Below are 26,206 nucleotides of genomic sequence, written 5' to 3'. Positions count from 1 at the left end.
AGCGCAGAAGCCGAAACTGTAGCCACTGCCGCAGGCTGCGATCGAGGCCGCAGGACTCGCCATCAACCATGACGCGGTCTGTCAGCAAAACGGCTTCTCTCCGGTCACGGCTGCTTCGCACGGAGTGCCGCCCAAACCGATCGCAGCCTGCGGCAGCGGCTACAGGTGAATGCCTTGAAGCGCGGCGACCCCGATGGCCGGGGCCGCCGGCAATTCAGGCCGAATGCAACTGGTAGCGCACCGCATAACCGCTCAGACGCTGCTCCAGGGCGGCACGGCGGGTGGCATCCAGGCCGGGCACATGGATGTCCACCCGTTGCCCGTGGCGCTCGTCGCTGAGGGCTTCGACGCGGATGCCCTCGGCAACCTGGCGCACCTCGTCTTCGAACACCCGGCGAATGGCGTCCAGGCGCAGGGCCGGCTTGAAGGTCTTGCCCACGGCCGTCAAGGGGATCTGCTCGAGCAGCCAGACGTCCTTGGGCAGCGCGGCCCGTTCATGGATATGCCGCGCGGCGTGCTCCAGCAATTCGGCCGGGTCGGCGCTGGCGCCGGCCTTGAGCTGGACGTACACCACCGGCAGCTCGCCGGCCTTGATATCCGGCTTGCCCACCGCCGCGGCCATGGCCACGGCCGGATGGCGGTGCAGGGCTTCTTCGATCATCTGCGGGTCGATGTTGTGGCCGCCGCGGATGATCAGGTCCTTGCTGCGTCCGGTCAGCCAGATGTAGCCGTCCCGGTCGATGCGCCCCAGGTCACCGGTGTTGAACCAGCCGCCGTCGAGCCACAGGCCCTGGTTCTTGTCGGCCTGCAGATAACCCTTGAACACTGTCGGCCCGCGTAGGCAGACGTTGCCGGGTTCGTCGGTGGCGGCGTCGCGCAGGTAATGGCCGCCGCTGTCGAGCACGGCGATCTTGACCTCGCAGTACGGCAGGCGCAGGCCGATGGAGCCGGGGCGGCGCTCGCCGTCCTGGGGGTTGCAACTGGTGGCGCAGGTGCCTTCGGTGAGGCCGTAGCCCTCGATGATCTTCAGCCCCGAACGCGCTTCGAACTGACGGATCAGTTCCACCGGCATGGGCGCGGCGCCACACACGGCAAAACGCAGGCTGGAGACATCGATGCCGTCATTGGGCACTTGCAGCAACGCGGCATAGATGGTCGGTACGCCGCTGAAACAGCTGACCCGATAACGCTCCACCAACTGCCAGAAATCCTTGATCAGGGTCGGGTTGCGGTAGCCCTGGGGGCCGGCCAGCAGCACCCGGGCGCCGCGGTGGAAGGCGGACAGGCCGGTGACCATCACCCCATTGACATGGAACAGCGGCAGCCCGCAGAGCAGCACATCGTTGCTGTCGTAGTCGCCGTGCAGGCTGATGATCTCGGCCATCGCCACTTCATTGAGGTGGCTGTGGGGCGCCAGTTTTGGTGTGCCGGTGGTGCCGCCAGTGTGGAAGTACGAGGCGATGTCGTCCGGCTGGATCACCCGGCCGCTTTCCAGGTGGTCGGCGGGGCAGGCGGCCAGCAGGCTGTCGAAGTCCAGCACGCCTTCCGGCATCGCCGGGCGCTGGCTCTGGATCGCGCTGCGTTGCGGCTCGGGCAGCAGGTTGGCCAGGTCGATGGTGACGATGGCCTCTAGCTCCGGCAGGCGCTCGCGCAGGTTGGCGACCTTTTGCCAGAGGTCGGTGCCGGGGAAGGGCGCCAGGGTCACCAGCACCGTGGTGCGCGAGGCGCGGACCAGTTCGGCGATGTGCGCAGGCTCTAGCAGCGGGTTGATGGCGTTGACGATCCCGGCGGCCTCGCCGCCCCAGATCACGTAATGGGTCTGCGGCAGGTTGGGCAGCAGGAACGACACCGCCTTGCCCGGGCGGATGCCCAGCCGGTGCAGGGCGTTGGCGGTACGGGTGACCTGGGCGAACAACTCGGCGTAGCTGATGTTCCAGGGCTGGTCCTGAATGCTGCCCTGGGGCAGGAAGGTCAGGGCGGTGCGCTCGCCGAAACGGCTGGCCGAGCGTTGCAACAGTTCATAGGTGCTGGCGGGAAGATTGCGCTGGGCCAGGGGCTGCTGTTGTTCGAGGGCTTGGATATCGCCGAGGCGGGCGAGGGAGATGGGCGCGGTCATGATCGTGTGGGTCTTCCTTCGGTAAGGTCTGCGAGGGAGTCATCAATCGATCCAGCCAATGGAAAACTGCCGCGGCCGGACGTCTGTCCGATATACCACGGGGGCGCTGAGGTCGGCTGTTGCTTTTTGTAGCGAGGCGGTGACAAACCCGCGGCTTGTCCCGGGAAGCCGGGCCCGCCAGAGGGCAGGCCCGGTGGCAGGCTCGGAGGTATGGCTCAGCGTTTCAGCGTGCGGGTCATGCGCAGCGCCAGCAGGCTACCCGCGACGATGACACCGGCCAGCAGGTACAGCGCGGCGTCGGTGGAGCCGGTGCTGTCCTTGACCCAGCCGACGATGTAGGGGCTGAGGAATCCGGCCATCTGGCCCATGGAGTTGATCAGCGCCAGGCCCCCCGCGGCGGCGCCGGCGCTGAGCAGCGCGGTCGGCACCGGCCAGAACATCGGCAGGCCGGTGAGGGCGCCCATGGTGGCGAGGGTCAGGCCGAGGATGGCGAGGGTCGGGTTGGCGGCGAAGTTGACCGCGATCACCAGGCCGATGGCGCCCATCAGCATCGGTACTACCAAATGCCAGCGGCGTTCCTGGCGCAGGTCGGCCGAGCGCCCGACCATCAGCATGAACAGCGCCGCCAGCAGATAGGGAATGGCGCTGAGCCAGCCGATCACCAGGTTGTCGCTGAAGCCGAGGTTCTTGATGATCGACGGCAGCCAGAAGTTGATGGCGTACACGCCACTCTGGATGCAGAAGTAGATCAGGCCGAACGCCCAGATGGCCGGGTTCTTGAACACCGCTGCCAGGGAGTCGCCGCTGGTGCGTGGCTTGCTCGCGGCGTCTTCGGCCTGGTCGGCTTCCAGCAGCGCGCGTTCCTGCGGGCTCAGCCACTTGGCGTGGGCGAAGTTGTCATTGAGCAGGAAGTACGCCAGGGCGCCGAGGATCACCGTGGGGATACCCTGCAGCAGGAACATCCACTGCCAGCCGGCCATGCCGCCCTGGCCCGCGGCGAAGTGGTTGAGGATCCAGCCGGAGAACGGGCTGCCGAGCAGGCCGGATACCGGGATCGCCGACATGAACAGGGCCATGATGCGCCCGCGGCGAAAGCTCGGGAACCACTGCGAGAGGTACAGCACCACGCCGGGGAAGAAGCCGGCTTCGGCGGCGCCGGTGAGCAGGCGCAGGCTGTAGAACTGGGTCGGGGTGGTGACGAACAGCAGGCAGGTCGACAACGTGCCCCAGGCGATCATCATCAGCGCGATCCAGCGCCGCGGGCCGAACTTGTTCAGCGCCAGGTTGCTCGGCACGCCGCACAGCACGTAGCCGATGAAGAAGATCCCGGCACCCAGGCCGTAGACGGTTTCGCTGAATTTCAGGGCATCGAGCATCTGCAGCTTGGCAAAGCCGACGTTCACCCGGTCCAGGTAGTTGAACAGGTAGCAGATGAAGATGAAGGGGATCAGGCGCAGGGTGATGCGCTTGTAGACGGCGTTTTTATCGTCATCGGTGGCCAGGGTGGCAGCGGCGCTCTGTGACATGGCGTGTCTCTCTTTATTATGATTTTTTGCGATGCGAGGTTAACGTTGATCGCCCCGAGAGTCTCGGTCACCCCATGGGCCGCTGTCTTTGTGCCGGCGCACAGGCTTTGCCGGCATCCCCTGTGCCGGTGAACAAGCCTTCGCCATCGCCCCGAGCCCGCCTTCCTAGGAACACGCCGCTATGTTCGAACTGGATCACGACCTGGCGCAGGATATCGTCGACCGGACGATGGCCATCCTGCCCTACAACGTCAACGTCATGGACAGCCAGGGCCTGATCCTTGGCAGCGGCGAGCCCGAGCGCATCAATACCCGCCACGAAGGCGCGCAACTGGTGCTGGCCAACGGCCGGGTGGTGGAGATCGACGCGCAGACCGCCAAGCACCTCAAGGGCGTGCAGCCGGGGATCAACCTGCCGCTGCTGCACGACCAGCGGCTGATCGGCGTGCTGGGCATCACCGGCGAGCCGGAACTGCTGCGCACCTATGCCGAGCTGGTGCGCATGACCGCCGAGATGCTGGTGGGCCAGCGCCACCAGCAGGCCGAACAGCAATGGCGCCGCCAGCGTTGCGACGACTTGCTGGCGCTGTTGCTCAGTGACAGTGGGGATTCGCCGCGGCTGGTGGACGAGGCGCAGCAGATGGGCCTCAAGCCGCAGTTGCCGCGTACGCCTTATCTGTTCGAACTGGGCCAGCCCCAGGAGGGCGGGGCGCAGACCGTCGAGGCCCTGAGTGCCTGGCTGATGTCCCGTTACCCGGACAGCTGGTGTGTCAGCTCGGCCAAGTCCTCGTTGCTGTGGTGCCGGCCGGCGACCCTGAGTGTCGATAACCCGCGACTGCTGGAAAAGCTCGACAGCCTGGGCTGGAACATCCTGCGCATTGCCGTGGGCGGCCAGGCCGACGGGCTGGCGGGGCTGCGCCGTTGCTACCGGCGGGTCGGCGACTTGCTCGCCTATGGCCGTGATGTGCTGCCCCAATCGCGCTTGCTGACCCTCAATCGTTTCCGCCTGCCGGTGATGCTCTGGCGCCACCGCAATGACGATGCCCTGGACGAGTTGCTCAGCCCCTTGCGCAAGGTCATCGCCAAGGATGCCAATGGCCAGCTGCTGGCGACCCTGCGCAGCTGGTGCGACCACGACGGCCAGAGCCAGGCCTGCGCCGACGCCCTGGGCATCCACCGCAACAGCCTGCGCTACCGCATGGAACGCATCGCCGAACTCAGCGGCGTCGACCCGCTCAAGCTCGACGGCATGCTGGCGCTGTACCTGGGGGTGCAACTGTTGCCGCAGACCGAGCCATCCCCGTTGTAATGCCAGGCCCTGTAGCCGCTGCCGTAGGCTGCGATCGGGGCAGCGCCCCGTAAACCCGGCGACGCGGTATGTCTGTCTATCGGTGTGGCGCGGTTCTGCGACCGCTGCGCGGTCGTGCGCAGCCTCGCCAGGGCTCGACAGCGGCTACAGACGCGTGCGATGCAGCTATTGTGAAAATGAACAATAAAGCCGCGCCACACTTGTGCAGCGGACCGGGGTCAAGGTCGCGGCCAACTGGCAGCATGGGCGCCATAAGAACCGGAGATAGCCCATGAAAATCATCATCGCCCCCGACTCCTTCAAGGACAGCCTGAGTGCCTCTGGCGTGGCCAGCGCCATCGCCGACGGCCTGGCGCGGGTGTGGCCGGACGCGCAGCTGATCCAGTGCCCGATGGCGGACGGCGGCGAAGGCACCGTGGAGTCGATCCTCGATGCCTGTGAGGGCCAGTTGCGCACCACCCGGGTTCAGGGACCGCTGGGCGCGCCGGTGGAGGCGCGCTGGGGCTGGCTGTCGCAGAGCCACACCGCGATCATCGAAATGGCCGAGGCCAGTGGCCTGCAACTGGTGCCGCCGGGCCAGCGCGATGCCTGTACCAGCAGCACCCTCGGCACCGGCGAACTGATCCGCGCGGCCCTGGATGCCGGCGCGCGGCGGGTGATCCTGGCCATCGGCGGCAGCGCCACCAACGACGCCGGCAGCGGTGCCTTGCAGGCGCTGGGCGTGCGCCTGCTGGATCGCGATGGCCAGGCCTTGCCCCTGGGCGGCCTGGCCCTGGCGCGGGTGGCGCGGGTCGACCTGAGCCACCTCGATCCACGCCTGGCCGAGGTGCGTTTCGAGATCGCCGCCGACGTCGACAACCCGCTCTGCGGCCCCCACGGCGCTTCGGCAATTTTCGGCCCGCAGAAGGGCGCGTCGCCGCAGCAGGTCGAACAACTGGACCGCGCCCTCGGCCAGTTCGCCGACCAGGCCGCGCGGGTGCTGGGCAAGGACGTGCGCGACGATCCGGGCAGCGGCGCCGCCGGTGGCCTGGGGTTCGCCGCCAAGGCGTTCCTCGGCGCGCGGTTTCGTCCAGGGGTGGAAGTGGTGGCCGAGCTGGTGGGGCTGGCCGAGGCCGTGCAGGGCGCGGACCTGGTGATTACCGGCGAAGGTCGCTTCGACGCCCAGACCCTGCGCGGCAAGACCCCCTTTGGCGTGGCGCGCATCGCCAAGCAGCACCAGGTGCCGGTGATCGTGATCGCCGGGACCCTGGGCGAGGGCTACGAGCAGATGTATGAGCACGGGGTGGATGCGGCCTTTGCCCTGGCCAGCGGCCCCATGACCCTGGAGCAGGCCTGTGCCGAGGCCCCGTGCCTGTTGCGCGACAGGGCTGCGGACATCGCCCGGGTCTGGCGCCTGGCGGCGCGCCAGGGCTGAGGCCATCGCGGGCAAGCCTCGCTCCTACAAGGCGCAGACCTGTAGCCGCTGCCGAGCCTGCGAGGCTGCGATCGACTGCGCAGCAGGCGCAAAACCTGTGATTGCTTTGGGTCTGGATAACCGCGTTGGCCCCGTTGCGGCCGCTACGCGACCGATCGCAGCCTCGCAGGCTCGGCAGCGGCTACAGGGGTTAGTAGACCCCGCCACCCGAGGTAGGCGTCACCACCTCCTTGTACTGCCCCAGCAAGCCCTGCAAGCCCTTCATCAGCACCGTGGTATCCACTCCCACGGCGACGAAGTTCGCCCCCAGCTCGATATAGCGCTGCGCCAATGTCCGGTCGGCGCTGAGGATCCCGGCCGCCTTGCCGGCTTTGCGGATGCGCGCGATGGCGTCCTCGATCGCCGCGACCACCTCGGGATGCCCCGGGTTGCCGCGATGGCCCATGGACGCCGAGAGGTCGGCCGGGCCGATAAACAGGCCATCGACCCCGTCCAGGGCGGCGATGGCATCCAGGTTGGCCAGGCCTTCGAGGTTCTCGATCTGCAGCAGCAGGCACATCTGCTCGTCGGCCTGGTCCAGGTAACCGGGAATGCTGTTCCAGCGCGAGGCCCGGGCCAGGGCGCTGCCGACGCCACGAATACCCGCGGGCGGATAACGCATGGCGCGCACCAGTTGCCGGGCCTGCTCGATGCTTTCGACCATGGGGATCAGCAGGGTCTGGGCGCCGATGTCCAGCAGTTGCTTGATCAGCGCGGTGTCGCCCACCGGCGGGCGAATGATGCCTTGCACCGGGTAGGGCGCGATGGCCTGCAACTGGCCGAGCAGGCTGTTGAGGTCATTGGGCGCGTGTTCGCCGTCCAGCAGCAGCCAGTCGAAACCGGCGTTGGCCGCCAGCTCCGCGCAATAGGCATTGGCCAGGCCCAGCCACAGGCCGATCTGCGGCGCGTCCTGGCGCAGGCGTTGCTTGAAATGATTGATCGGCAGTTGCATGAGCGTTCTCCTCAGACAAAACGGCAGGCGATGCTGCCGAGCTGATCGTAGTCGACGTGGAAGGTATCGCCGGGTCGGGCCGCCACCGGGCGGGTGAAGGAACCGCCGAGGATGATCTGCCCGGCCTCCAGGCCGACGTCGTAGGCCGCCAGTTTGTTGGCCAGCCAGGCCACGCCCTTGGCCGGATGGTTGAGTACCGCGGCGGACACCCCGGACTCCTCGATCACGCCGTTGCGATAGAGTACCGCCGGCACCTTGCGCAGGTCGATATCGTTGGGGCGCACCGCGCGGCCGCCCATGACTACCCCGGCGTTGGCGGCGTTGTCGGAGATGGTGTCGAACACCTTGCGCGTGACCTGGGTTTGCGGATCGACCTGCTGGATGCGCGCGTCGATGATCTCCAGGGCCGGGATCACCCATTCGGTGGCGTCGAGCACATCGAACAGCGTGCAGTTCGGGCCCTTGAGCGGCTTGCCGAGGATGAACGCCAGTTCCACCTCGACCCGCGGCACGATAAAGCGCTGGAACGCAATGTCGCTGCCTTCCTCGAACAGCATGTCGTCCAGCAGGGCGCCGAAGTCCGGTTCTGTGATGTTCGACGACACCTGCATGGCCCGCGAGGTCAGGCCGATCTTGTGCCCGACCAGCTTGCGCCCGGCGCGGATCTTGTGTTCCACCCAACTGCGCTGGATGGCGTAGGCGTCCTCGATGGTGATGCCGGGAAACTCCAGCGACAGCTGGGCGATCTGTTCCCGGTTGCGTTCGGCGGCGTCGAGGCGGGCGGCGGCCTGCTGGATGTCCGAAAGGCTGAGCATGGTTATTTCTCCTGGGGATTGACGATAAGGGCTGGCACCCGCAATACCAGCCAGGCGCCGAGGGCGATCAGCAGGGCCAGGGCATACAGGGCGAGGCTGGCGCTCTGGGTGGCGTCGCGGACCACGCCGATCAGGTAGGGCGCGAGAAAGGCGGCGATGCTGCCGAAGGAACTGATCAGGGCGATCCCCGCGGCCTGGGTGTTGCTGGCGAGAAAGGCCGGTGGCAGTTGCCAGAACATCGGCAGCGCGGCGCTGGCGCCCATGCCGGCCACCAGCAGCCCGGTCATCACCAGCCAGGCGTTGTCCGGGGCGACGCCTGCGACGATCAGGCCGAGGCTGGACATCAGCAGCGGCACGCCGAGGTGCCAGCGCCGTTCGCGCAGGCGGTCGGAGGAACGGCCGACACCAATCATGAACAGGCAGCCGGCCAGGTACGGCAGGGCGCTGAGCATGCCGACGCGGCTGTCGCGGGCGATGCCGGCGTGGTGGATCAGGGTCGGCATCCAGAAGGCGATGGTGTTGACCGCCAGCATCACCGCGAAATAGATGCACACCAGCAGCCAGATATGTTTGTCCTGGAGGATGCCGGCGAAGTGGGTGATCGGCTTGTGCTGTTCTTCCTCGCTCAGGGCCGCGTGCAGTTGCTGCTTTTGTGGGGCACTCAGCCAAGCGACGCTGTCGATGCTTTCCGGCAGCGCCTTGAGCACCACCAGGCCGAGCAGGACCACCGGCAGGCCTTCGATCAGGAACATCCATTGCCAGCCGCGCATCCCGCCCAGGTCATGGAAACTTTCGAGAATCCAGCCCGACAGCGGCCCGCCGATCACCCCGGCCATGGGCACGGCAATGGCGAACAGCGCGGTCACCTGGCCGCGGCGGCTGGCCGGGAACCAGCGGTTGAGCAGCACCAGGATGCCGGGGAAAAACCCGGCCTCGGCCACCCCCAGCAGAAAGCGCAACAGGTAGAAGCCGGCGGCGCTGTCCACCAGCAGCATGGCGCTGGACAGCAGGCCCCAGACCACCATCAGGGTGGCGATCCAGCGGCGCGGCCCGACCCGGTCCAATGCCAGGTTGCTGGGCACGCCGAACAGCGCATAGGCGATGAAGAACAGGCCGGCGCCGAAGCCGTAGACGCTGTCGCTGAAGCCCAGGTCCTGGGTCATCTGCAACTTGGCGAAGCCGATGTTGATGCGGTCCAGGTGGGCGAAGATGTAGCAGGTGAACAGCAGGGGCATCAGCCGCCAGGTGATCCGGCGATAGGTGTCGTTGGTCTCCACCGCGCTGGGCAGGGCAAGGGTCGAGCTGGACATGGGCGGGTCTCTTTTATTGTTCTTGTCGATAGGGCACGGACTCTGTAGCCGCTGCCGAAGGCTGCGATCGGCCGGGATGGCCGCAGCGACTTCAAGCTCGCTGAAGGCCTTCGGCCTTATCGCAGCCTGCGGCAGCGGCTACAGGTCAGGCTTGCCGCTTGAGAAACTCATGCACGTTGTTGTGCTTGAAGTTCAGCTCGGCATCCAGCTCGCTCATTTCGAACGACAGCGCCAGCAGGCGCTGGGCCTGGAGCTCGGCGAAGTGCGCCTTGATGATCTCGAACAGGTCCTCGGCGACCTTGCGTCTTGTCGCCAGGTCGCGCCCGGCGCCGACTTGCAGGCGCATATGGACGAAGGCGTAGTCGTGCTTGCCGTCGGCCATGCGCCAGGTGTCCAGGCGCACGCCGCGGCTGCGGATACCACCCAGCGGAAACACGCCGCTGGCCCCGAGGCAGTCATGGACCTTCTCGAACAGCCCTGGCAGGTCGGCGGCTTGCTCGATGTTGTCGGTGTATTCAGCGATGAAATGCGGCATGTGATCCTCCTTGCGGGTGAACCTTCGGCGGCCAGCCCTGGAATTCAGGGCCGGGTTGGCGAGGCTGGCGCGGCTCCTAGAGCGGGAAAATGGCGTTGATCTGGCCGGTGCCGGAGCTGCCGAAAGGCGCGGTGACGATTTCCGCCGGCCGGTTGTATTCGGGGCCGCCGAGCAGGCCCAGGAGCATGGCGGTGTCGTGCATCCGGCCTTCGCCGAAGCAGTGCTCGGCATAGTCCGGGAGCATCGAGCAGAACTCGCGGAAGCGCCCCTGTTGCCACAGCTCGACCACTCGCAGGTCCATCTGTTTGTCGAACTCGCGGGTCCAGTTGTGGATGTTGGCTTCGGCCTCGCGGTCGTCGGAGAAACGGTGCGACAAGGAGCCTGAGGCCAGCACCAGGACCTTGCGGTCGCTCTTCTCGATGGCCCGGCGCACCGCGGCGCCGAAGGTGAAGCTGTCTTCGAGCTTGTGCCAGGCACACCAGGCGGCGATGGAAATCACCTTGAAATGCTGCTCCGGCGGTACGTCCATGTGCATGTAGCGCATCGGCACCAGGGTGCCGTATTCCAGCTCCAGGCTGGGGATGTTGTGGGCGAGGGTGCGCACATCGGCGGCATTGGCTTGGGCGGCAATCAGCTCGCCCAGTTCCGGGCAGCCGTGGTAGTCGTAGTCCATGTTCTTGATGAAGTGCGGCAGTTCGTTGCTGGTGTAGGTGCCCTTGAAGTGCTCGCCGCAGTTGATGTGGTAACCGCTGTTGACCAGCCAGTGCACGTCGAACACCACCGCGGTGTCGGCCCCCAGCTCACGGGCGCGGCGGGCGATTTCCTTGTGCCCGGCGATCGCCGCTTCACGACAGCCGTGGTGCTTGCCCGGCAGTTCGGACAGGTACATCGATGGAACGTGGCAGACCTTGGCGGCCATGACGACTTCGCCCATGGTGCTTCTCCTGAAACATCTTATTGTTCGGCCCGTAGCCGCTGCCGCAGGCTGCGATAAGTCCCGCAGGGACTTCAAAGAGCGGCGTCTCGTTCCGAGACGAGCGCAGCCTTCGGCAGCGGCTACAGGATTTCAAAACCTTACACGCCCCAGCGCGGGATGTGGTGGCTGCCCATGGAGATACAGATGTTCTTGATCTCGGCAAACACCTCGAAGCTGTACTCGCCGCCTTCGCGGCCGGTGCCGGAGCCCTTGACCCCACCGAACGGCTGGCGCAGGTCGCGCACGTTCTGGCTGTTGATGAACACCATGCCGGCCTCGATGCCACGGGCCAGGCGATGGGCCTTGCCGATGTCCTGGGTCCAGATATAGGAGGCCAGGCCGTACTCGGTGTCGTTGGCCAGTCGCAGGGCCTCGGCCTCGTCCTTGAACGGGATCAGGCAGACCACCGGGCCGAAGATCTCTTCCTGGGCGATGCGCATCTTGTTATCGACGTCGGCGAACACCGTCGGCTGGATGAACTGGCCACGGCCCAGGTGCGCCGGCAGGTTGGCCGGGCGCTCCAGGCCACCGGCGAGCAGGGTGGCGCCTTCTTCGATGCCGATGCGGATATAGCCGGTGACCTTGTCGTAGTGGGCCTGGGTGATCATCGAGCCGACCTGGGTCTTCGGGTCCTGCGGGTCACCGACAATCAGGCGCTTGGCGCGGGCGGCGAACTCGGCGACGAACTGCGCATACACGCTTTCCTGGACGAAGATCCGGCTGCCGGCGGTGCAGCGCTCGCCGTTGAGCGAGAAGATGGTGAACAGCGCCGCATCCAGGGCGCGCTCCAGGTCGGCGTCTTCGAAGATCAGCACCGGCGACTTGCCGCCCAGTTCCATGGAGTACTTTTTCAGCCCCGCGGTCTGCATGATCTTCTTGCCGGTGGCGGTGCCGCCGGTGAAGGAGATCGCCCGCACGTCCGGGTGGCGCACCAGGGCATCGCCGGCGGTGGCGCCGTAGCCCTGGACGATGTTCAGCACTCCATTGGGAATGCCGGCTTCGACCGCCAGGCGCCCCAGTTCGTTGGCGGTCAGCGGCGACAGCTCGGACATCTTCAGCACCGCCGTGTTGCCCAGCGCCAGGCACGGCGCGGTCTTCCAGGTGGCGGTCATGAACGGTACGTTCCACGGCGACACCAGGGCGCAGACGCCGACCGGCTGGTACAGGGTGTAGTTGAGCATCTGGTCGTCCACCGGATAGCTGTGGCCATCCATGCGGGTGCAGACCTCGGCGAAGAAGTCGAAGTTGTGCGAGGCGCGCGGGATCAGCACGTTTTTGGTCTGGTGGATCGGCAGGCCGGTGTCGAGGGTTTCCAGCTCCGCCAGGTGCGGCACGTTCTGGTCGATCAGTTCGCCCAGCTTGCGCATCAGCCGCGCCCGTTCCTTGGCCGGGGTGTTGGCCCATTTCGGAAAGGCTTCCTTGGCCGCCGCGACCGCCTGGGCGATTTCCCCGGCGCCGCCGCTGGCCACTTCACCGATGGCCTCGCCGGTGGCCGGGTTGTAGTTGACGAAGGTGTCTTGGCTTTCGACCTCGCGGCCGTTGATCCAGTGTTTGATCATTTATGCGTGCTCCTTGGCCGCCAGTTGCGTGTCGTGTTGTGCCTTGATCCTGAAGAACTCCGCCTCGCTGACGATGCGGTTGACCAGCCGGCCGACGCCTTCGACTTCCACCACCACTTCGTCGCCGGGCACCACGTCGGACAGGCCTTCCGGGGTGCCGGTAGCGATCATGTCGCCCGGTTGCAGGGTCATGAAGCTGGACAGGTATTCGATCAGGTAGGGGATGTCGAAGATCATGTCGCAAGTGCTGCCTTCCTGGCGCAACTCACCGTTGACCCAGGTGCGCAGCTTCAGCCGGTTCGGCTCGGGCACGTCGGCGACGTCGACTATCCACGGCCCGACTGGGGTGGTGGCGTCGCGGTTCTTCACCCGCAGGTTGGGCCGGTAGTAGTTTTCCAGGTAGTCGCGGATCGCGTAGTCGTTGCACACCGTGTAGCCGGCCAGGTAATCCAGGGCGTCCTCGCGTTTGACGTTGCGCGCGGTCTTGCCGATCACCGCCACCAGTTCGCACTCGTAGTGCATGTAGGCGACGTTGTCCGGGCGCCAGGTGACCTGGTTGTGGCCGGTGTAGGTGCCGGGGGACTTGATGAATACCAGCGGCTCGGTTGGCGGCTTGAAGGCCAGTTCGGCGGCGTGGTCGGCGTAGTTCAGGCCCAGGGCGAACATGCTGCCGGTGGCCGGTGGCAGCCACTCGACCTGATCCTCGGCGAGCACGCGGCCATCGGCCAGTTTCACGCTGTTGGGCGCGTTGACCACGACCTCGTGGACCTGGCCTTGATAACGGATGCGGGCGTGTTTCATGGCGGCTCCTTATTCGGCGGCAATTTCGGCGGCTATTTCTTCAGCGACAACGTGATTGGCGAGACGGCCCAGGCCGCTGATCTCCACTTCGATGCGGTCGCCGGGCTTGACGTCGACGCGGCCTTCGGGGGTGCCGGTGATCAGCACGTCGCCCTCGTGCAGGGTCATGAACTCGCTGATTTCGGCGATCAGTTGGGGAATACCGCGCACCAGGTTGGCGGTGCTGTTGCGTTGCCGCAGTTCACCGTTGACCCACAGCTTCAGTTCCAGCTCATGGGGATCGCGTACCTGGGCCGCCGGCACCAGTTCCGGGCCGAAGGCACAGAAACCGTCACGGCACTTGGCCTTGACGGCGGGGCGGTAGTAGCTGTCTTCCGGCAGGCTGAACTCGTTGACGATGGTGTAGCCGGCCACGTGCTGCAGGGCGTTTTCCACGCTGACCCGGCTGGTGCTCTTGCCGATCACCACGCCCAGCGCCGGGCCGGGTTGCAGGCGCTCGACGCCTTGCGGATAGATCACGGCGCCGCCGTGGACATTGCGCGTATTGGGGGTCTTGATGAACAGCACCGGCTTGACCGGTGGCTTCTGGTAGGGCGGCTGGGTGAAGGATTCCAGGTGGCTGCGCAACAGGCCCTGGTAGTTCAGCGCGACGCCGAACAGGGTGCCGGTGGCGACTTCATGCAGTGCACGGCTCATTGTGGTTTTCTCCTGAGCATCGCGGAAGACGAGGTGATTTCGTTAATGTGTTAACGTTATATTTAATATGTTAACGATCGTCAAGCGCCGGCCAGGGGCCGATCACCAACTGTCTGCCCCGTGCTGGTGAACAGGCCGCGAATCACGCAGGATGTGGGCGCTTGCCGCAGGAAAAAATAAAAGCGCCGCGGGCGAAAATAAAAAAGCATCGCGAGCGAAAAAAGAGACACGCCACCATGAGCGATCGCCAGCCGATCCCCAATATCAACATCGGCCAGGTCTACGACCAGCGCTACGCCGACTCGCAGGTGCATTACGACAAGCTGAGCAACCTGGCCGGTTTCTTCGGCCGCAACATGCCGGTGCACCGCCACGACCGGTTTTTCCAGGTGCACTACGTGAAAAGCGGCGCGGTGCGGGTCTACCTCGACGACCAGCAATACCTGGAATCGGGGCCGATGTTTTTCCTCACGCCGCCGACCATTGCCCATTCCTTCGTCACCGAGGCCGACAGCGAAGGCCACGTACTGACCGTGCGCCAGCAGCTGGTGTGGGAGCTGATCGAAGCCGACAGCCGCCTGGCCAGTGGCCCCCAGGTGGCGCCGGCCTGCGTGGCCCTGGCGCGCCTGGACCCGGGGTTCGCCGGCGAGGCGCGGCGCCTGGCGCTGCTGTTCGATGAGTTGCAGGAGGAAGTCGCCGGGCAGGGCGCCGGGCATGCGCCGGCGCTGGAAGCCCTGACCCGGTTGATCCTGATCAGCCTGCTCAGGCTTTCGGCCAATTCCCTCAAGGCCCGCCCGGCGCGGCATGAAGACCTGCACATCTTCCATCGCTTCAACGAACTGATCGAAGCCCGCTACCTGGAGCATTGGCCGCTGTCGCGCTATGCCGGGCAGATTGGCGTCACTGAGGCGCGTCTCAACGATGTCTGCCGGCGCATCGCCGACCTGCCGTCGAAACGCCTGGTGTACGAGCGCCTGATGCAGGAGTCCAAGCGCCTGCTGCTGTTCACCGCCAGTTCGGTGAACGAAATCTGCTACCAGCTGGGGTTCAAGGACCCGGCGTATTTCAGCCGGTTCTTCCAGCGCTACGCGAAGATGACGCCGGGGGAATACCGGGCGCGCCAGGGCGCGGCGAAACCCTCGTCCTGAGGGCAAAAAAGCTGGGAGCGCCAGCGCGCTGCGTGGGACAATCGGCGCTTTACCCGACAAGGAAAGTCCCATGTTGCAGCGCACCCTGATGGTTCTTTTGCTGACCGCCAGCGCCGCCCAGGCGCTGGCGCAGAGCGCCGCGGAAAAGGTGCCGTTGCTGCGCCAGACCAAGGAATGGATCACCGGCTGCGACAACCTGCGCAGTTGCCACGCCCTGAGCGCGCCCAACGGTGAGCACGGTGTGCAGTACAGCAGCCTGACCCTGCATATCCAGCGTCGCGCCGGCCCCGACGGCCTGCTGGAAATACGCCTGGACCAGCGCGGCGACCCCGCCGAGCTGATGGCCTTGCGCCTCGACGGCCAACCACTGGAGCCGCAGCTGCTGGATGCCCTGGTGCTGTTGCCGGAGAAGAAGGGCGCGCAGATCCAGGTCACCCGCTATGAAATCGCCGACCCGGCTCGGGCCCGCCAGTGGCTGGAACGCCTGCGCAATGCCGAGGAACTGAAGCTGGAGGGGAACGACGAAGCCCGGGTGCCATTGTCCGGGTTGTCGGCGGCGCTGCTGCTGATGGACTCGGTACAGGGCCGGGTCGATGGCGTGACGGCGTTGTGGCGGCCAGGTCAGCGTCCGGCCAGCGAGGTGCCGGCGCGGCCGCTGCCGGCTCAGCTGCGGGCTTATCCGGGGGCACCGGAACTGACGGCGGCGCAACGCACGCGGATCTCGGCGGCCGCGGTGAAATTCGCCGCGCCAGGCACGCCCAACGACGATGAAGACTTTGTGGCCGAGCCCCAGGTCGAGGTCTATCCGCTGACCGCGCAGCGGGCGTTGACGGTGGTGCTGAGCGACTGCGCGGCCTACAACTGCGACTACCTGATCAGCAGCTGGTCGCGCGGCAACCCGCCGCAGCTCGAGGAGTTGCGCCGACAAGCCTTGCCCATGAACAACGCGGACGGCTCGGGCGGCGCCCACTACGACCCCAAGACCGGGGTGCTGACCACCTTCTATCTGGCGCGCGGCATCGGCGATTGCGGTGAAACCGGGCGTTGGCTGTTCGACGGTGAAAGCTTCCAGCTCAGCGATTACCGGCAGATGCCGATCTGCAATGGCTTGTCCTCCGAAGACTGGCCGCGGCTGTGGAATATCGCGCCGCCGGCCAACCGCTGAGGCGTTTCAGGCCAGGCCGGGATGGCGGCGCGCGAACTTCTGCTCCAGCACGGTCTTGCCCCATTGCGCCGCCGGCTGTTCCTCCACCAGCTGGAAGCCGAAGGCTTCGTACAGGTGCCGGGCGGCGTCCAGGCCGCTGAAGGTCCACAGATAGCAGGAGGTTGCCCGCACCCGGTCGCAATGCTCCAGCGCCGCCTTGAGCAGCAGGCGGCCGGTGCCGGTGCCACGGGTCGCCTCGTCGAGGATAAACCAGCGCAGATGGGCGACTCTGTCGGCCTGAGGGCGATCCGCGGTGTCGCCGAGGTCGATGGCGATCGAGCCGACGATCTGCTCGTCCAGCACCGCCAGCCAGACGCCGTTATCGGGGTTGTCCAGGCGCTCGCTGAACTCCGCCAGGCCCGCCGCGACGCGCTGTTCAAAGAACTGCCCGAAACCCACCAGGCGTGAGTAGTAGTGCGCATGCAACTCGGTGATGCGGCCGATCATGCCCGGCCGATAGCCACGGAGCACGGTCGGGGTGGCCGCGGCGATCTGCGCATGGCCCAGGCGGCAGGCCTGCAGCGCCTGGCCATAACGGCGCAGTCCGGCGACCACCTGGCTTTGCTCGCGGGGTGCCAGCAGGCGCAGCGCCTGTTGCACCTGGGCGCTGCCGAAGGCATGGAGCGCGGCGACCTGTTTGCGCCCGTTGGCGGTCAGGCCCAGGTGCTTTTCCCGGGCATCGGTGGGGCTGGGGCTTTCCTGGATATCGCCGCGCTCGATGAGCTTGCCCAGCAGGCGGCTGACCGAGGACTTTTCCAAATTCAGGGTCTTGCCCAACTGGGCGGCGGTGAGCGGGGCGTGCAGGTCGAGTTCGATCAGCGCATGCACCGCCGAGGGCGGCAGATCGGAGCCGGCCAGGGTGGCGCCCATAAAGCCCAGTTCTCGCACCAGTTTGCGCGATTCATTGCGGATCTGATCCACCAGCGGCGAAGACGAGGACATGGCGTGGCTCTCGATATAGTTGTTCGGTGCAACTATATGCCTTGGGGTACGGCAAAATCCATACACCTATAAACGCGGACTCCTTTTGGGAGATACCGATCAAAACTGTAGGAGCGAGCTTGCTCGCGATGGACCTGAGCGCGCCGCGTTCATCCGATTAGTACGCGTTATCGTTAACGACCATCGCGAGCAAGCTCGCTCCTACAATGGATCACCGGCGTTTGATCGATTGGCATTAGCCCTTGGCCCACCCGCGTCTGCGGTTGGCCGTTTTTCAGCCAATGACAGGCGCGGGTATCTGTTGTTCCAGGCGAGCGGGAACCTGAAGGCTCGGTGGCGCTTTACCCAGCAGCAAGTCCGCGGCCTTTTCGCCGATCATGATCGCCGCCGCGTTGGTGTTGCCGGTGGTCAGGCTCGGCATGATCGACGCGTCGGCCACCCGCAGGCCCTGCACGCCGTGGACCCGCAACTGGTCGTCGACCACCGCCTGGGCGTCATGGCCCATCTTGCAGGTGCCGACCGGGTGGAACACGGTGCCCAGGCTGTCGCGAATCCACTGCTCGATCTGCTCCTGGCTTTCCACCTGCGGGCCGGGCACCAGCTCGCCCTTGAGGCGCCGGGAGAAGGCCTGGCTCGCCGCCAGCTGGCGCACCAGGCGCACGCCCGCCACCAGCTTGCGCAGGTCTTCCGGGTGGCTGAGGAAGTTGCTGTCGATGATCGGCTTGTCATGGGGATCGGCGCAATTGAGCCGGACCTGGCCACGGCTGTTCGGGTGCATCACCGCGATGTGCAGGCTGACCCCATGGCCCAGCGGCACCAGGCGCTGGGGCTGGTTTTTCAGCGCCGGGGCGACGATCAGGCCCAGCTCCGGGGCGGCGTCCTCGGGATGCAGGCGCAGGAAACCGCCGGACTCCACGGTATTGGAGGTCAGCGGGCCGCTGCGCCGGCTCAGGTACTGCCAGGGCGAACGGGCCAGGGGCAGCAGGCCTTTGGCCGACACGCCGTAGGTCAGCTCGCTGTCGCAGCGGTACATCAGCACCACGTCCTGATGGTCCTGCAGGTTGTGGCCGACTCCCGGCAGTTCATGGCGCTGGGCGATGCCATGGCGCGCCAGTTCCTCGGCCGGGCCGATGCCGGAGAGCAACAACAGTTGCGGCGAGTTGATCGCCCCGGCGCTGAGGATCACTTCGCGCCGGGCCTGCAGCCGGAACACCGCGCCATCCTGGCTGACCTCGACGCCGCAGGCGCGATTGCCCTCCAGCAACACGCGGTGGGTCAGGGTCGAGCTCAGTACGCTGAGGTTGGGCCGCGACAGCGCCGGGTACAGGAAGGCCCGCGCAGCGCTGCAACGCTCGCCTTTGATCTGGGTGACGTGGAAGGGGCCGTAGCCTTCCTGTTCCTCGCCGTTGAAGTCCGGGTTGTAGCGCCAGCCCAGTTCCTGGGCGGCCTGGTAGAACACCTCATTGATAGGGCTCGGGCTGCGTTGCGCGGCGACGTTGAGTTCGCCGCCCTGGCCGTGCCAGGGCGAGGCGCCGGGCTCGAAATGCTCCGAGCGCAGGAAGTACGGCAGCAGTTCGTCGTAGCTCCAGCCCTGGTTGCCGGCCGCCGCCCAGCGGTCGTAGTCGCTGCGGTGGCCGCGGATGTAGATCATGCCGTTGATCGCGCTGGAGCCGCCCCAGAGCCGGCCGCGGGGGCAGGGGATCGGGCGCTCGCCGCTGGCGGCCTGGGCGCTGAACTGATGCATCCAGTTCCACTTCGGGTTGGCGATCAGGCGGATGATGCCCGCCGGGGTGCGCACATAGGCGCCGGGAAACAGGCTGCGGTCGCTGGGGCCGGCTTCGATCAGGCAGACGCTGAGCTGCGGGTCGGCGGACAGCCGGTTGGCCAGCACGCAACCGGCCGAGCCGGCCCCGACCACGATGTAGTCGAACGAACGCGGGGCAGAGTCAGTCATGGGAGATACCTCGTTGGCAGTGAAAAGCAGGTTTACAGCCCCAGCGCCGCGCCGACGTCGTACATGACTTGCAGGCCGACGACAAAACCGTTGCCGCTGAGCTCGCGGGCCTCGGGGTTGTAGAAGTTGTCCGGGTTGATCAGGTACTGCACGCTGGGTTCGAGCGCCAGGTGCCGGGTCAGGGCGAAGTGGCCGTTGGCCTCGATGGCGTACACGTTGCGTTCGCCCAGGCGGTGGTCGCCGCCGTTGGCGATCCGCGCCTGTTGCTGGAAGCGCAGTTGGTGGTCGTTGAGGCGCAGGTAGCTGGCCTTGAGGTTGAGCTTGTCCTGGGCGCGGTCGAAGGGCGCCAGGTAAGTCAGGCCGATCTCGGCGAAATGGCTGAAGGGCTGCTTGTCGTCGGCCGCCAGGGACAGCGAGCCGAACGCCAGCAGCGCCTGGGGCGCGGTGCGCTGGCCGCCGTCGGCCCGCCAGAAGCCTTGCTGGAACTTGAAGAAGGCGCCGCCGGTGCCGTGCTCGCTGGCGCCGGTCAGCGGGTCGTGCTGGTTGGCGGTGTTGTAGTAGCCATTGAGTTCATAGTGGGCGCTGTAGGCGCCGTCGTGCTTGCTGCCGATGCCCAGCAACAGGCTGGTGCCGCTGGCGTCGTCGGTGCTGAAGTCCAGGCCCTTGCGTTTTTTCAGGTAGTCCACCGGGTTCGATTCGAAGGCACCGGCATGCACATAGAACCCCGGCGTCGCCTGGTACTTCAGGTAGCCGCCCCAGCTGCCGTAGGGCGGCGGCAGGATGCCGGTGGACGAATCGATGATCGGGTCGTTGCAGGTGACCACGGTTTCGCAGTTGTAGATATAGAAGTAGCGCCGCGCGTTGGTGCGCCCCAGGCTCATGTCGAGCTGGCCGTCGAGCCAGGTCTGCTGGTAGGTCAGCAGGCTCAGCTGGTTGCTGGTGATGTCGTTGTGGATCGGCGCGCCGGCGAAATAGCTGCCGGCGGCGCCTTGCCAGTTGCGCGAGGTCGGCTGGCCGGTGGCGGTGTCGAGGATGAAGAAGGTTTCTTCGAAATGAACGGCCGCGCCTGTAAGGCCGGCGAGGGTATCGAGGTCGAAGTCGGCGCCGACGAACAGGTCGCCGCTGTTGCCGAAGCTGTGTTGCCGCGGACCGGTGTCGAGATTCTTCATCGACAGGCTCCAGAACTGCACATGGGGTCGGATGCCGTAGCCGGCCAGTTGCTCGCCGAGCCCGGCCAGCGGGCCTTCGCGGTTGGGCGCGGGAGCCTCGGCCTGGCACAACGGGGTGAACAGGACCGCCGCCAGCAGCGGGCACAGCAGGAGAGTGCTTTTCATGGTCGATACTCGTTTCTTGTTGTTTTTGTGAGTAGCCGCTGCCGAAGGCTGCGATCGGACGCGCAGCGTTCGCCAACGGGTTACCAGGGTGCTGCCGATTGCGCTGGCGAGGACTGCGTCCTCGATCGCAGCCTGCGGCAGCGGCTACAGGTCATGCCTTGGCCAGTTCGGGGTTGGGATTGACCAGCACCTTGATCTGGCTCTTGTCCCGCAGCAGTGCCTCGAAGCCGTGCTCCACGGCCTGGTCCAGGGTCACGCAGCGGGTCACGGCGCGGGTCAGGTCCAGGCGGCCGCTGGCCAGCAGCTCGATCAGCGGCGGGTAGGCGTTGCGATAGCCCACGCTGCCGAGCAGGCGCAGTTCGTGGTTGACCAGGTGGAAGGCATCGACGCTGACCTCACCCATCAGGCCCACCAGCACCACCTCGCCGCCCTTGCGCAGCGAGTGCAGGGCCAGGCTCAGGGTCTGCTGGCTGCCGGCGGCCTCGAAGGCCGTGTCGAAGCCGCCACCGCTCAGTTCGTGCAGGCGTTGCGACAGGTCGGCGGCGTGGCCATCGAGCACTTCCTGGGCGCCGAAGTCGCGGGCCAGCCGCCGACGTTCCGGGCTGATGTCCACGGCAAAGATCCGCTCCACGCCGCGCAGGCGCGCCAGCAGGATCAAGAGCAGGCCTATAGGACCGAGGCCGAACACCACGCAGCTGTCGCCGGCCAGCAGGCTGCTCTGGTTCAGCGCGTGAAAGGCCACCGCCGCCGGCTCCAGCACCGCGGCCTGCTTGAAGCTCACCGAGTCCGGCAGCGGGTGCAGCATGTAGGCCGGCACCAGCACCTGTTCGGCGAAACCGCCGTCGCCCATCAGGCCGATGAACCCCATGGACTGGCAGAGGTTGTACTGGCCGACGCGGCAGTACTGGCAATCGCCGCAGCGATACTCCGGCTCCACCGCCACCCGGCTGCCGACCCGGACCCGGTCGACGCCCGCGCCCACCGCCAGGACCTGGCCGCAGAACTCGTGGCCGAGGGTCAGCGGCGCGCGGCAACCGGACAGCGGGTGGGGCACCTGTTGCGGAATCGAGTGCGGGCCGTCGGCGTATTCGTGCAGGTCACTGCCGCAGATGCCGCAGTAGGCCACCTGGACCAGTACCTCGCCCGGGCCGGGCTGTGGCAGTTGCAGATCGCTCAGGCGCAGGTCGCGGGCGGCATGCCAACGCAATGCTTTCATGGCTGGTTTCCTTGCAGGACAGGAGAGGGGGAAGGTTCGGCGCGGCGGCCGCGCGCCAGGACCGCCGGCGCGGTTTCCTTGAGGAACAGCGCCAGCAGCGCCGCCAGCAGGGCGCCGCCGCAGGAGATCCACATGACGATGGACAGGCCGAAACGGTCGGCGGCAAAGCCGGCGATGGTCGGCGAGACAAAACCGCCCACCAGCTCGCCGATGCCCATGATCATGCCCAGGGCGGTGGCCATGACCTCACGGGGCACGGTTTCCGCCGGGATGGTCGCCATGAACAGGGTGAAGCAGCCCAGGCCCGTATAGGTCAGCAGCATCAGCACGCCCATCAGCAGCGGGCTGTTGGCGTAGAGCAGGGCGATCGGGCAGCAGGCGGCGATCAGCGAGAACAGCACCAGGGTCGGGCGACGGCCGAAACGGTCGGAAATCGCCGCCACGCCGAAGCCCCACAGCACCCAGGCGCCGCCCAGGCAACTCATCACCGTGCCCATGCTCGCCGGGCTGTAGCCGCGGACCTTGACCAGGAAGGTCGGGGTGAAGGAAATGAGGATCACGAACCAGGTGAGGAACACGCAGCTGATCAGGGTGCAGAGCACGATGTTGCGGCTTTTCAGCAGCGCCAGGCGGTTGACCGGAGCAGCAGGAGCGTTGTCCGTGATCGGTGCCGGCGGCGCGTCGTTGCGCACATAGCGCCAGATCAGCAGGGCGATCAGTAATCCGGGGATCAGCGAGACGATAAAGGCATGGCGCCAGCCGTAGGCCTCGGCCAGGGCGATCAGCACCGGCGGGCCGATTACCGCGCCCAGCAGCCCGGCCGCCGAGCCTTGCAGCAGGCCCATGTTCAGGCCCCGGCGATGGGGCGAGGAGGCCTCCACCATCAGCGATTGCGAGAGCGGCAGGATCGGCCCTTCGGCCAGGCCCATGATGCCGCGGAACAGCAGCAGGCTGAGAAAACCGGTGACCAGCCCCGACAGCGCCGAGCACAGGGAAAACAGGATCACCGCAACGATCAGCAGCGGCTTGCGCTTGCCACGCCGGTCCGACCAGGCCCCGACCAGCGCGCCGGACACCGCCCAGGCCAGGGCCAGGATCGACGACAGCATGCCCAGGTGGCTGTTGCTCAGTTGCAGCTCGTCGGCCATGAAGGGGAACAGGAAGGACAGGGCCAGGCGATCGAAAAAGACGAAGCCGAACGTCAGGAACAGCACGCCCAGCAGGATGTTCTCGTAACCGGCTTTATTGTTGTTGTAAGCCATGGTCGTTCTCCGCGGGAGGGACAGGTGAAGTCGAGACTTCAGCGAAACAGCGTGTCGATATAGGCCGCGCCGAGGCCGATCTTTTCGTAGTGCGCGCGGCACAGGGCGATGTAGGAGTGCACGTCGAAGTAACCGTCCGGCTCGCCCTGTTCGTCGAGCCAGATCAGCGGGCCCTTGACGATGAAAAACGCGCGCATCGGTTGCTCGTGCTCGTAGGCCACCAGGGTGTGGCCTTCGCCCGGGGTCTCGTAGACGAAGTCGCCGGCGGTGGCGGTCCAGTCGTGCTCCAGGTAACCCCACTTGCCGGACAGGGTGTAGGCGAACACTTCGTGGGGGTGGTAATGCCGGTTCACCAGGCCGGCGCTGCTGGCCATGAGGATGTCGCACCAGCGGTTCTCGCTCGGCGAGATCCACAGCGGCCGCGAGGACACGGTTTCGGTGAAGGGCACATACAGCTTCAGGTCGTCGCTGGCGGCATTGGCCAGGTAGACCTCGGGCTTGGCGTCCGGCTTGAAGCAATTGGCGATCGGTTGCAGGTCTTTCCAGAATTCACGGCGGGCGGCTTCGGGCATGGTCGGCCTCTATTCGTTGTGGGAGTCGAGGCGACTTTAGGCGCGGCGCGCGGGCGGGGTTTTATCCAATCGGACGGGATTGTTGACTGGATCGGACGAGACTTTTCCTACAGGCTTCAGGGACGCCGTTTACCCTGGCAATCGACTTGTGCCCACTGCGTTTCACGTTGACAGGGTATAAGCTTCATATGTTAATGAATCGCCGCGAGCGCCACCTGTCGCGGCCTCGGAATCCGGTCACTGCCTTGCCGACCGGGAATGCTTCCTAGCCATGAGAAGAATAAAAATGTCTCCATGCGCCTTGCTCGAAACCCGGCATGCCTGCACCCAGAGCATCGCCCTGGATCAGCGGCTGGCCTTCTGGGAGGACTACAACGCCTCCACCCTGGTCGGCCTCAAATGCACTTCCTTTTGTGAGAGCGGTTTTGCCGCCAGCCAGGACAACCTGCAGCTGGAGGGCATGCGCCTGGCGCGGATCGAGGGCAACGAGCACGTGGTCGAGCGTGACAACTCGATGATCCGCGCGGTGCCCAAGGAGTCGGTGTTCGTGTCCTTCGTCACCGGCAGCGGCTCGTTCTTCTATCAGGATGGCGCCTGCCAGTTGCTCGAACCGGGCGAGCTGATCGTCTACCGCACCGACAAACCCTATCTGTTCGGGTTCTCCGGGCCGATGCGCCAGTTCATTTACGACATTCCCCAGGCACTGTTCGCCGAGCGCTGCCTCAAGCGTTTCGACCGTCCGCTGAAGATCGGCGGGCAAAGTGGGGTGCAGCGCCTGTTGCTGCGCACCCTGGGCGAACGCACCGGAGGCTTTTTCCAGCAGCCGCTGAGCGAGGACGCCGAGAGTTATCAGAACCAGGCGCTGGAGCTGTTGGGGAGCCTGATCGCCGGGCAGGCGGGAGAGCGGCGGATCAATGCCCTGAGCGCGTCCTATCTGCTGGCGGCCAAGCAGTGCATCAGCGAACAGCTGGCCGATCCTGGCCTGAGTTGCGAGCGGGTGGCCGCGCAGACCGGCATTTCCCCACGGCACCTGAGCCGCCTGTTCGCCCTGGAAGACAGCCAGCCCAGCCGTTTTATCCTGGAAAAACGCCTGCAACAGGCCCATGACCTGCTGAGCAGCCCACGGGGAGGCGGCCTGGATATCGGCGAAATCGCCTACCGTCATGGCTTCACCAGCCAGGCCCACTTCGCCCGGGCGTTCAAGGCCCATTACGGCCAGACCCCAAGCGAAGTCCGCAAAACCCTGTAGCCGCTGCCGCAGGCTGCGATAGGTCCGAAGGACCTCCTGCGGTCGGGAGATCGCTACGCCCATTCCGGTCGATCGCAGCCTGCGGCAGCGGCTACAGGTCAGTGGTCGTTGAGGAAGGTTTGTGCCAGATCATCGATCAGCTGGCGCTGAAAGGCCTGGAACCGGGGATTGGGCTGCTGCAGCTGCACGAATTCCAGCATCGGGTCGGTCACCGCGGTCCTGACGCCGGCCAGCTCCTCGACCGTCGCCAGCCCGCAGAAGGGCACATAGGCTTCGGAGTAACCGCCCTCATGCACCAGCACCAGGCGGCCCTGGCACAGGCGCTCGGCGGCTTCGCGCACCTGGCGGGTCATGGCGCGGAACGAGTCGCTGTGCAGCAGCATCCGCGCCAGCGGGTCGACCGCGTTGGCGTCGTAGCCGCAGGCAACAATGATCAGCTCCGGCTCGAAGCGCTCCAGGGCCGGGATCACGATGCGTTGCAGGGCATGCAGGTAGGCGTCGTGGCCGCTGCCGGGCAGCAGCGGGATATTGAGGTTGGCCCCCAGCCCGGCGCCGCGGCCACGGTCCTGTTCGCCGCTGTAGCCGGGCGGGAAGCAGCCGTCCTGATGCAGGGAAAGGGTCAGCACATCGCCGCGCTCCTCGAAGATCGACTGGGTGCCGTTGCCGTGGTGCACGTCCCAGTCGATCACCGCGACCTTGCCCAGGCCGCGCCTGGCCTTGGCCGCCTCGATGGCGATGGCGATATTGGCCAGGAAGCAGAAGCCCATGGCGCCGTCGGCCAGGCAATGGTGCCCCGGCGGACGCGACAGCGAGTAGGCGTTGTCGGCTTCGCCGCCGAGCACCGCGTCCACCGCGGCGATGGCCAGACCGGCGGAGAGCCGGGCGATTTCGTAGCTGCCCGGGCCGATCGGCGCTTGCGGGCCGAGTTCGCCGCCACCGGCCTCGCTCAGGGCCTTGAAGCGTTGCAGGTACTCGGCGCTGTGCACCCGCAGCAGGTCCTCCTCGGTGGCGGCCGTGGCGCTGCGCACCTGCAGGTGGCGGGTCAGGCCGGAGACGTCCAGCAGGCTTTTCAGGCGGCGCTTGGTTTCCGGCGATTCGGCGTGCCCGGCCGCGGCGGGCGGTTGCACCCAGCCGCCCACCGGCAGCGTCAGCGCATGCAGCCCGGCGCTGTGCCAGAGGCTGAGTTCATCGAAGAAAAACGCGGTTTTACGGGTCATGGGCATCTCCATCTATGAGGGAATCTGTAGCCGCTGCCGCAGGCTGCGATCGACCGGAAC

Annotated in this window: 22 protein-coding genes; 5 read left to right on the top strand and 17 right to left on the bottom strand. The window is 66.3% G+C overall.

The window, feature by feature from the left end; genetic code table 11:
• Positions 1-214: 214 nt before the first annotated feature.
• Positions 215-2,116, bottom strand: coding sequence for an acyl-CoA synthetase (locus AC07PQ_RS00845; protein ID WP_493184753.1), 1,902 nt, complete (start codon positions 2,114-2,116; stop codon positions 215-217).
• A gap of 215 nt (positions 2,117-2,331) precedes the next feature.
• On the bottom strand, positions 2,332-3,642 hold the full coding sequence (locus AC07PQ_RS00840) for an MFS transporter (protein ID WP_493184754.1): 1,311 nt from the start codon (positions 3,640-3,642) through the stop codon (positions 2,332-2,334).
• 181 nt (positions 3,643-3,823) lie between these two features.
• On the opposite strand from AC07PQ_RS00840, the gene AC07PQ_RS00835 reads away from it, so the two are divergent.
• Both AC07PQ_RS00835 and AC07PQ_RS00830 read left to right on the top strand, forming a co-directional pair.
• Positions 3,824-4,951, top strand: coding sequence for a sugar diacid recognition domain-containing protein (locus AC07PQ_RS00835; protein ID WP_493184755.1), 1,128 nt, complete (start codon positions 3,824-3,826; stop codon positions 4,949-4,951).
• 271 nt (positions 4,952-5,222) lie between these two features.
• Positions 5,223-6,365 carry a glycerate kinase gene (locus AC07PQ_RS00830; RefSeq protein ID WP_493184756.1) on the top strand — a complete coding sequence of 381 codons (1,143 nt, stop codon included), beginning with the start codon at positions 5,223-5,225 and terminating at the stop codon, positions 6,363-6,365.
• 190 nt (positions 6,366-6,555) lie between these two features.
• Here AC07PQ_RS00830 and hpaI read toward each other — a convergent pair whose 3' ends face one another.
• From hpaI to AC07PQ_RS00790, 8 genes are all read right to left on the bottom strand, one after another.
• On the bottom strand, positions 6,556-7,356 hold the full coding sequence (gene hpaI / locus AC07PQ_RS00825) for a 4-hydroxy-2-oxoheptanedioate aldolase (protein ID WP_493184757.1): 801 nt from the start codon (positions 7,354-7,356) through the stop codon (positions 6,556-6,558).
• A gap of 11 nt (positions 7,357-7,367) precedes the next feature.
• A complete protein-coding gene (gene hpaH / locus AC07PQ_RS00820; protein WP_007930762.1) occupies positions 7,368-8,171 on the bottom strand; it encodes a 2-oxo-hept-4-ene-1,7-dioate hydratase in 804 nt (267 codons plus the stop codon).
• A gap of 2 nt (positions 8,172-8,173) precedes the next feature.
• Positions 8,174-9,481: an MFS transporter gene (locus tag AC07PQ_RS00815; RefSeq protein ID WP_493184758.1), complete on the bottom strand. Its 1,308-nt coding sequence runs from the start codon at positions 9,479-9,481 to the stop codon at positions 8,174-8,176.
• A 145-nt stretch (positions 9,482-9,626) separates the two neighbouring features.
• Positions 9,627-10,016: a 5-carboxymethyl-2-hydroxymuconate Delta-isomerase gene (locus AC07PQ_RS00810; protein ID WP_087090587.1), complete on the bottom strand. Its 390-nt coding sequence runs from the start codon at positions 10,014-10,016 to the stop codon at positions 9,627-9,629.
• Positions 10,017-10,092: 76 nt separating this feature from the next.
• Entirely contained in the window at positions 10,093-10,950 is an 858-nt protein-coding gene (gene hpaD, locus AC07PQ_RS00805; protein ID WP_007923544.1) for a 3,4-dihydroxyphenylacetate 2,3-dioxygenase, read from the bottom strand.
• Between the two features lie 140 nt (positions 10,951-11,090).
• A complete protein-coding gene (gene hpaE / locus AC07PQ_RS00800) occupies positions 11,091-12,551 on the bottom strand; it encodes a 5-carboxymethyl-2-hydroxymuconate semialdehyde dehydrogenase (RefSeq protein ID WP_493184759.1) in 1,461 nt (486 codons plus the stop codon).
• The gene (locus AC07PQ_RS00795) at positions 12,552-13,352 is read right to left on the bottom strand and encodes a fumarylacetoacetate hydrolase family protein (RefSeq protein WP_007923540.1); all 801 of its coding nucleotides are present in this window, start codon (positions 13,350-13,352) and stop codon (positions 12,552-12,554) included.
• A 9-nt stretch (positions 13,353-13,361) separates the two neighbouring features.
• A complete protein-coding gene (locus tag AC07PQ_RS00790; protein ID WP_007923539.1) occupies positions 13,362-14,048 on the bottom strand; it encodes a fumarylacetoacetate hydrolase family protein in 687 nt (228 codons plus the stop codon).
• A gap of 236 nt (positions 14,049-14,284) precedes the next feature.
• Between AC07PQ_RS00790 and hpaA the strand changes: the two genes are divergently transcribed.
• Both hpaA and AC07PQ_RS00780 read left to right on the top strand, forming a co-directional pair.
• Positions 14,285-15,196 (top strand): 4-hydroxyphenylacetate catabolism regulatory protein HpaA, encoded by a 912-nt coding sequence (gene hpaA / locus AC07PQ_RS00785; protein ID WP_150051694.1) that lies wholly within the window; start codon positions 14,285-14,287, stop codon positions 15,194-15,196.
• 70 nt (positions 15,197-15,266) lie between these two features.
• Positions 15,267-16,361, top strand: coding sequence for a DUF1176 domain-containing protein (locus AC07PQ_RS00780; RefSeq protein WP_493184760.1), 1,095 nt, complete (start codon positions 15,267-15,269; stop codon positions 16,359-16,361).
• A 6-nt stretch (positions 16,362-16,367) separates the two neighbouring features.
• On the opposite strand, the gene AC07PQ_RS00775 is transcribed toward AC07PQ_RS00780, so the two are convergent.
• The 6 genes from AC07PQ_RS00775 to AC07PQ_RS00750 form a co-directional block, all read right to left on the bottom strand.
• Positions 16,368-17,342, bottom strand: a complete 975-nt coding sequence (locus AC07PQ_RS00775) for a bifunctional helix-turn-helix transcriptional regulator/GNAT family N-acetyltransferase (RefSeq protein ID WP_493184761.1) — start codon at positions 17,340-17,342, stop codon at positions 16,368-16,370.
• Positions 17,343-17,616: 274 nt separating this feature from the next.
• Positions 17,617-19,296, bottom strand: coding sequence for a GMC family oxidoreductase (locus tag AC07PQ_RS00770; protein ID WP_493184762.1), 1,680 nt, complete (start codon positions 19,294-19,296; stop codon positions 17,617-17,619).
• Positions 19,297-19,328: 32 nt separating this feature from the next.
• The gene (locus AC07PQ_RS00765) at positions 19,329-20,630 is read right to left on the bottom strand and encodes a carbohydrate porin (protein WP_493184763.1); all 1,302 of its coding nucleotides are present in this window, start codon (positions 20,628-20,630) and stop codon (positions 19,329-19,331) included.
• Between the two features lie 151 nt (positions 20,631-20,781).
• The gene (locus tag AC07PQ_RS00760) at positions 20,782-21,846 is read right to left on the bottom strand and encodes a 2,3-butanediol dehydrogenase (protein WP_007927287.1); all 1,065 of its coding nucleotides are present in this window, start codon (positions 21,844-21,846) and stop codon (positions 20,782-20,784) included.
• On the bottom strand, positions 21,843-23,108 hold the full coding sequence (locus AC07PQ_RS00755; protein ID WP_274303419.1) for an MFS transporter: 1,266 nt from the start codon (positions 23,106-23,108) through the stop codon (positions 21,843-21,845). The genes AC07PQ_RS00760 and AC07PQ_RS00755 overlap by 4 nt, the downstream gene beginning before the upstream one ends.
• A 38-nt stretch (positions 23,109-23,146) precedes the next feature.
• Positions 23,147-23,680, bottom strand: coding sequence for a 2,4'-dihydroxyacetophenone dioxygenase family protein (locus AC07PQ_RS00750; protein WP_087090604.1), 534 nt, complete (start codon positions 23,678-23,680; stop codon positions 23,147-23,149).
• 286 nt (positions 23,681-23,966) lie between these two features.
• Here AC07PQ_RS00750 and AC07PQ_RS00745 point away from each other — a divergent pair, with 286 nt between their 5' ends.
• Positions 23,967-24,929 (top strand): helix-turn-helix domain-containing protein, encoded by a 963-nt coding sequence (locus AC07PQ_RS00745; RefSeq protein ID WP_493184764.1) that lies wholly within the window; start codon positions 23,967-23,969, stop codon positions 24,927-24,929.
• 98 nt (positions 24,930-25,027) lie between these two features.
• Here the strand turns inward: AC07PQ_RS00745 and AC07PQ_RS00740 are convergent, their stop codons facing one another.
• Entirely contained in the window at positions 25,028-26,146 is a 1,119-nt protein-coding gene (locus tag AC07PQ_RS00740) for a class II histone deacetylase (protein WP_493184765.1), read from the bottom strand.
• Positions 26,147-26,206: the final 60 nt, after the last annotated feature.

Source organism: Pseudomonas sp. GW821-FHT09E12, assembly GCF_059416085.1.
Note: the sequence above shows the minus strand (reverse complement) of the source record. Positions and strands in the feature narration are given on the sequence as shown.

Bases quoted from the DNA above. Each gene is read 5' to 3' on its own strand.
- AC07PQ_RS00845 (WP_493184753.1), bottom strand. From the start codon at position 2,116: ATGACCGCGCCCATCTCCCTCGCCCGCCTCGGCGATATCCAAGCCCTC.
- AC07PQ_RS00840 (WP_493184754.1), bottom strand. From the start codon at position 3,642: ATGTCACAGAGCGCCGCTGCCACCCTGGCCACCGATGACGATAAAAAC.
- AC07PQ_RS00835 (WP_493184755.1), top strand. From the start codon at position 3,824: ATGTTCGAACTGGATCACGACCTGGCGCAGGATATCGTCGACCGGACG.
- AC07PQ_RS00830 (WP_493184756.1), top strand. From the start codon at position 5,223: ATGAAAATCATCATCGCCCCCGACTCCTTCAAGGACAGCCTGAGTGCC.
- hpaI (WP_493184757.1), bottom strand. From the start codon at position 7,356: ATGCAACTGCCGATCAATCATTTCAAGCAACGCCTGCGCCAGGACGCG.
- hpaH (WP_007930762.1), bottom strand. From the start codon at position 8,171: ATGCTCAGCCTTTCGGACATCCAGCAGGCCGCCGCCCGCCTCGACGCC.
- AC07PQ_RS00815 (WP_493184758.1), bottom strand. From the start codon at position 9,481: ATGTCCAGCTCGACCCTTGCCCTGCCCAGCGCGGTGGAGACCAACGAC.
- AC07PQ_RS00810 (WP_087090587.1), bottom strand. From the start codon at position 10,016: ATGCCGCATTTCATCGCTGAATACACCGACAACATCGAGCAAGCCGCC.
- hpaD (WP_007923544.1), bottom strand. From the start codon at position 10,950: ATGGGCGAAGTCGTCATGGCCGCCAAGGTCTGCCACGTTCCATCGATG.
- hpaE (WP_493184759.1), bottom strand. From the start codon at position 12,551: ATGATCAAACACTGGATCAACGGCCGCGAGGTCGAAAGCCAAGACACC.
- AC07PQ_RS00795 (WP_007923540.1), bottom strand. From the start codon at position 13,352: ATGAAACACGCCCGCATCCGTTATCAAGGCCAGGTCCACGAGGTCGTG.
- AC07PQ_RS00790 (WP_007923539.1), bottom strand. From the start codon at position 14,048: ATGAGCCGTGCACTGCATGAAGTCGCCACCGGCACCCTGTTCGGCGTC.
- hpaA (WP_150051694.1), top strand. From the start codon at position 14,285: ATGAGCGATCGCCAGCCGATCCCCAATATCAACATCGGCCAGGTCTAC.
- AC07PQ_RS00780 (WP_493184760.1), top strand. From the start codon at position 15,267: ATGTTGCAGCGCACCCTGATGGTTCTTTTGCTGACCGCCAGCGCCGCC.
- AC07PQ_RS00775 (WP_493184761.1), bottom strand. From the start codon at position 17,342: ATGTCCTCGTCTTCGCCGCTGGTGGATCAGATCCGCAATGAATCGCGC.
- AC07PQ_RS00770 (WP_493184762.1), bottom strand. From the start codon at position 19,296: ATGACTGACTCTGCCCCGCGTTCGTTCGACTACATCGTGGTCGGGGCC.
- AC07PQ_RS00765 (WP_493184763.1), bottom strand. From the start codon at position 20,630: ATGAAAAGCACTCTCCTGCTGTGCCCGCTGCTGGCGGCGGTCCTGTTC.
- AC07PQ_RS00760 (WP_007927287.1), bottom strand. From the start codon at position 21,846: ATGAAAGCATTGCGTTGGCATGCCGCCCGCGACCTGCGCCTGAGCGAT.
- AC07PQ_RS00755 (WP_274303419.1), bottom strand. From the start codon at position 23,108: ATGGCTTACAACAACAATAAAGCCGGTTACGAGAACATCCTGCTGGGC.
- AC07PQ_RS00750 (WP_087090604.1), bottom strand. From the start codon at position 23,680: ATGCCCGAAGCCGCCCGCCGTGAATTCTGGAAAGACCTGCAACCGATC.
- AC07PQ_RS00745 (WP_493184764.1), top strand. From the start codon at position 23,967: ATGTCTCCATGCGCCTTGCTCGAAACCCGGCATGCCTGCACCCAGAGC.
- AC07PQ_RS00740 (WP_493184765.1), bottom strand. From the start codon at position 26,146: ATGACCCGTAAAACCGCGTTTTTCTTCGATGAACTCAGCCTCTGGCAC.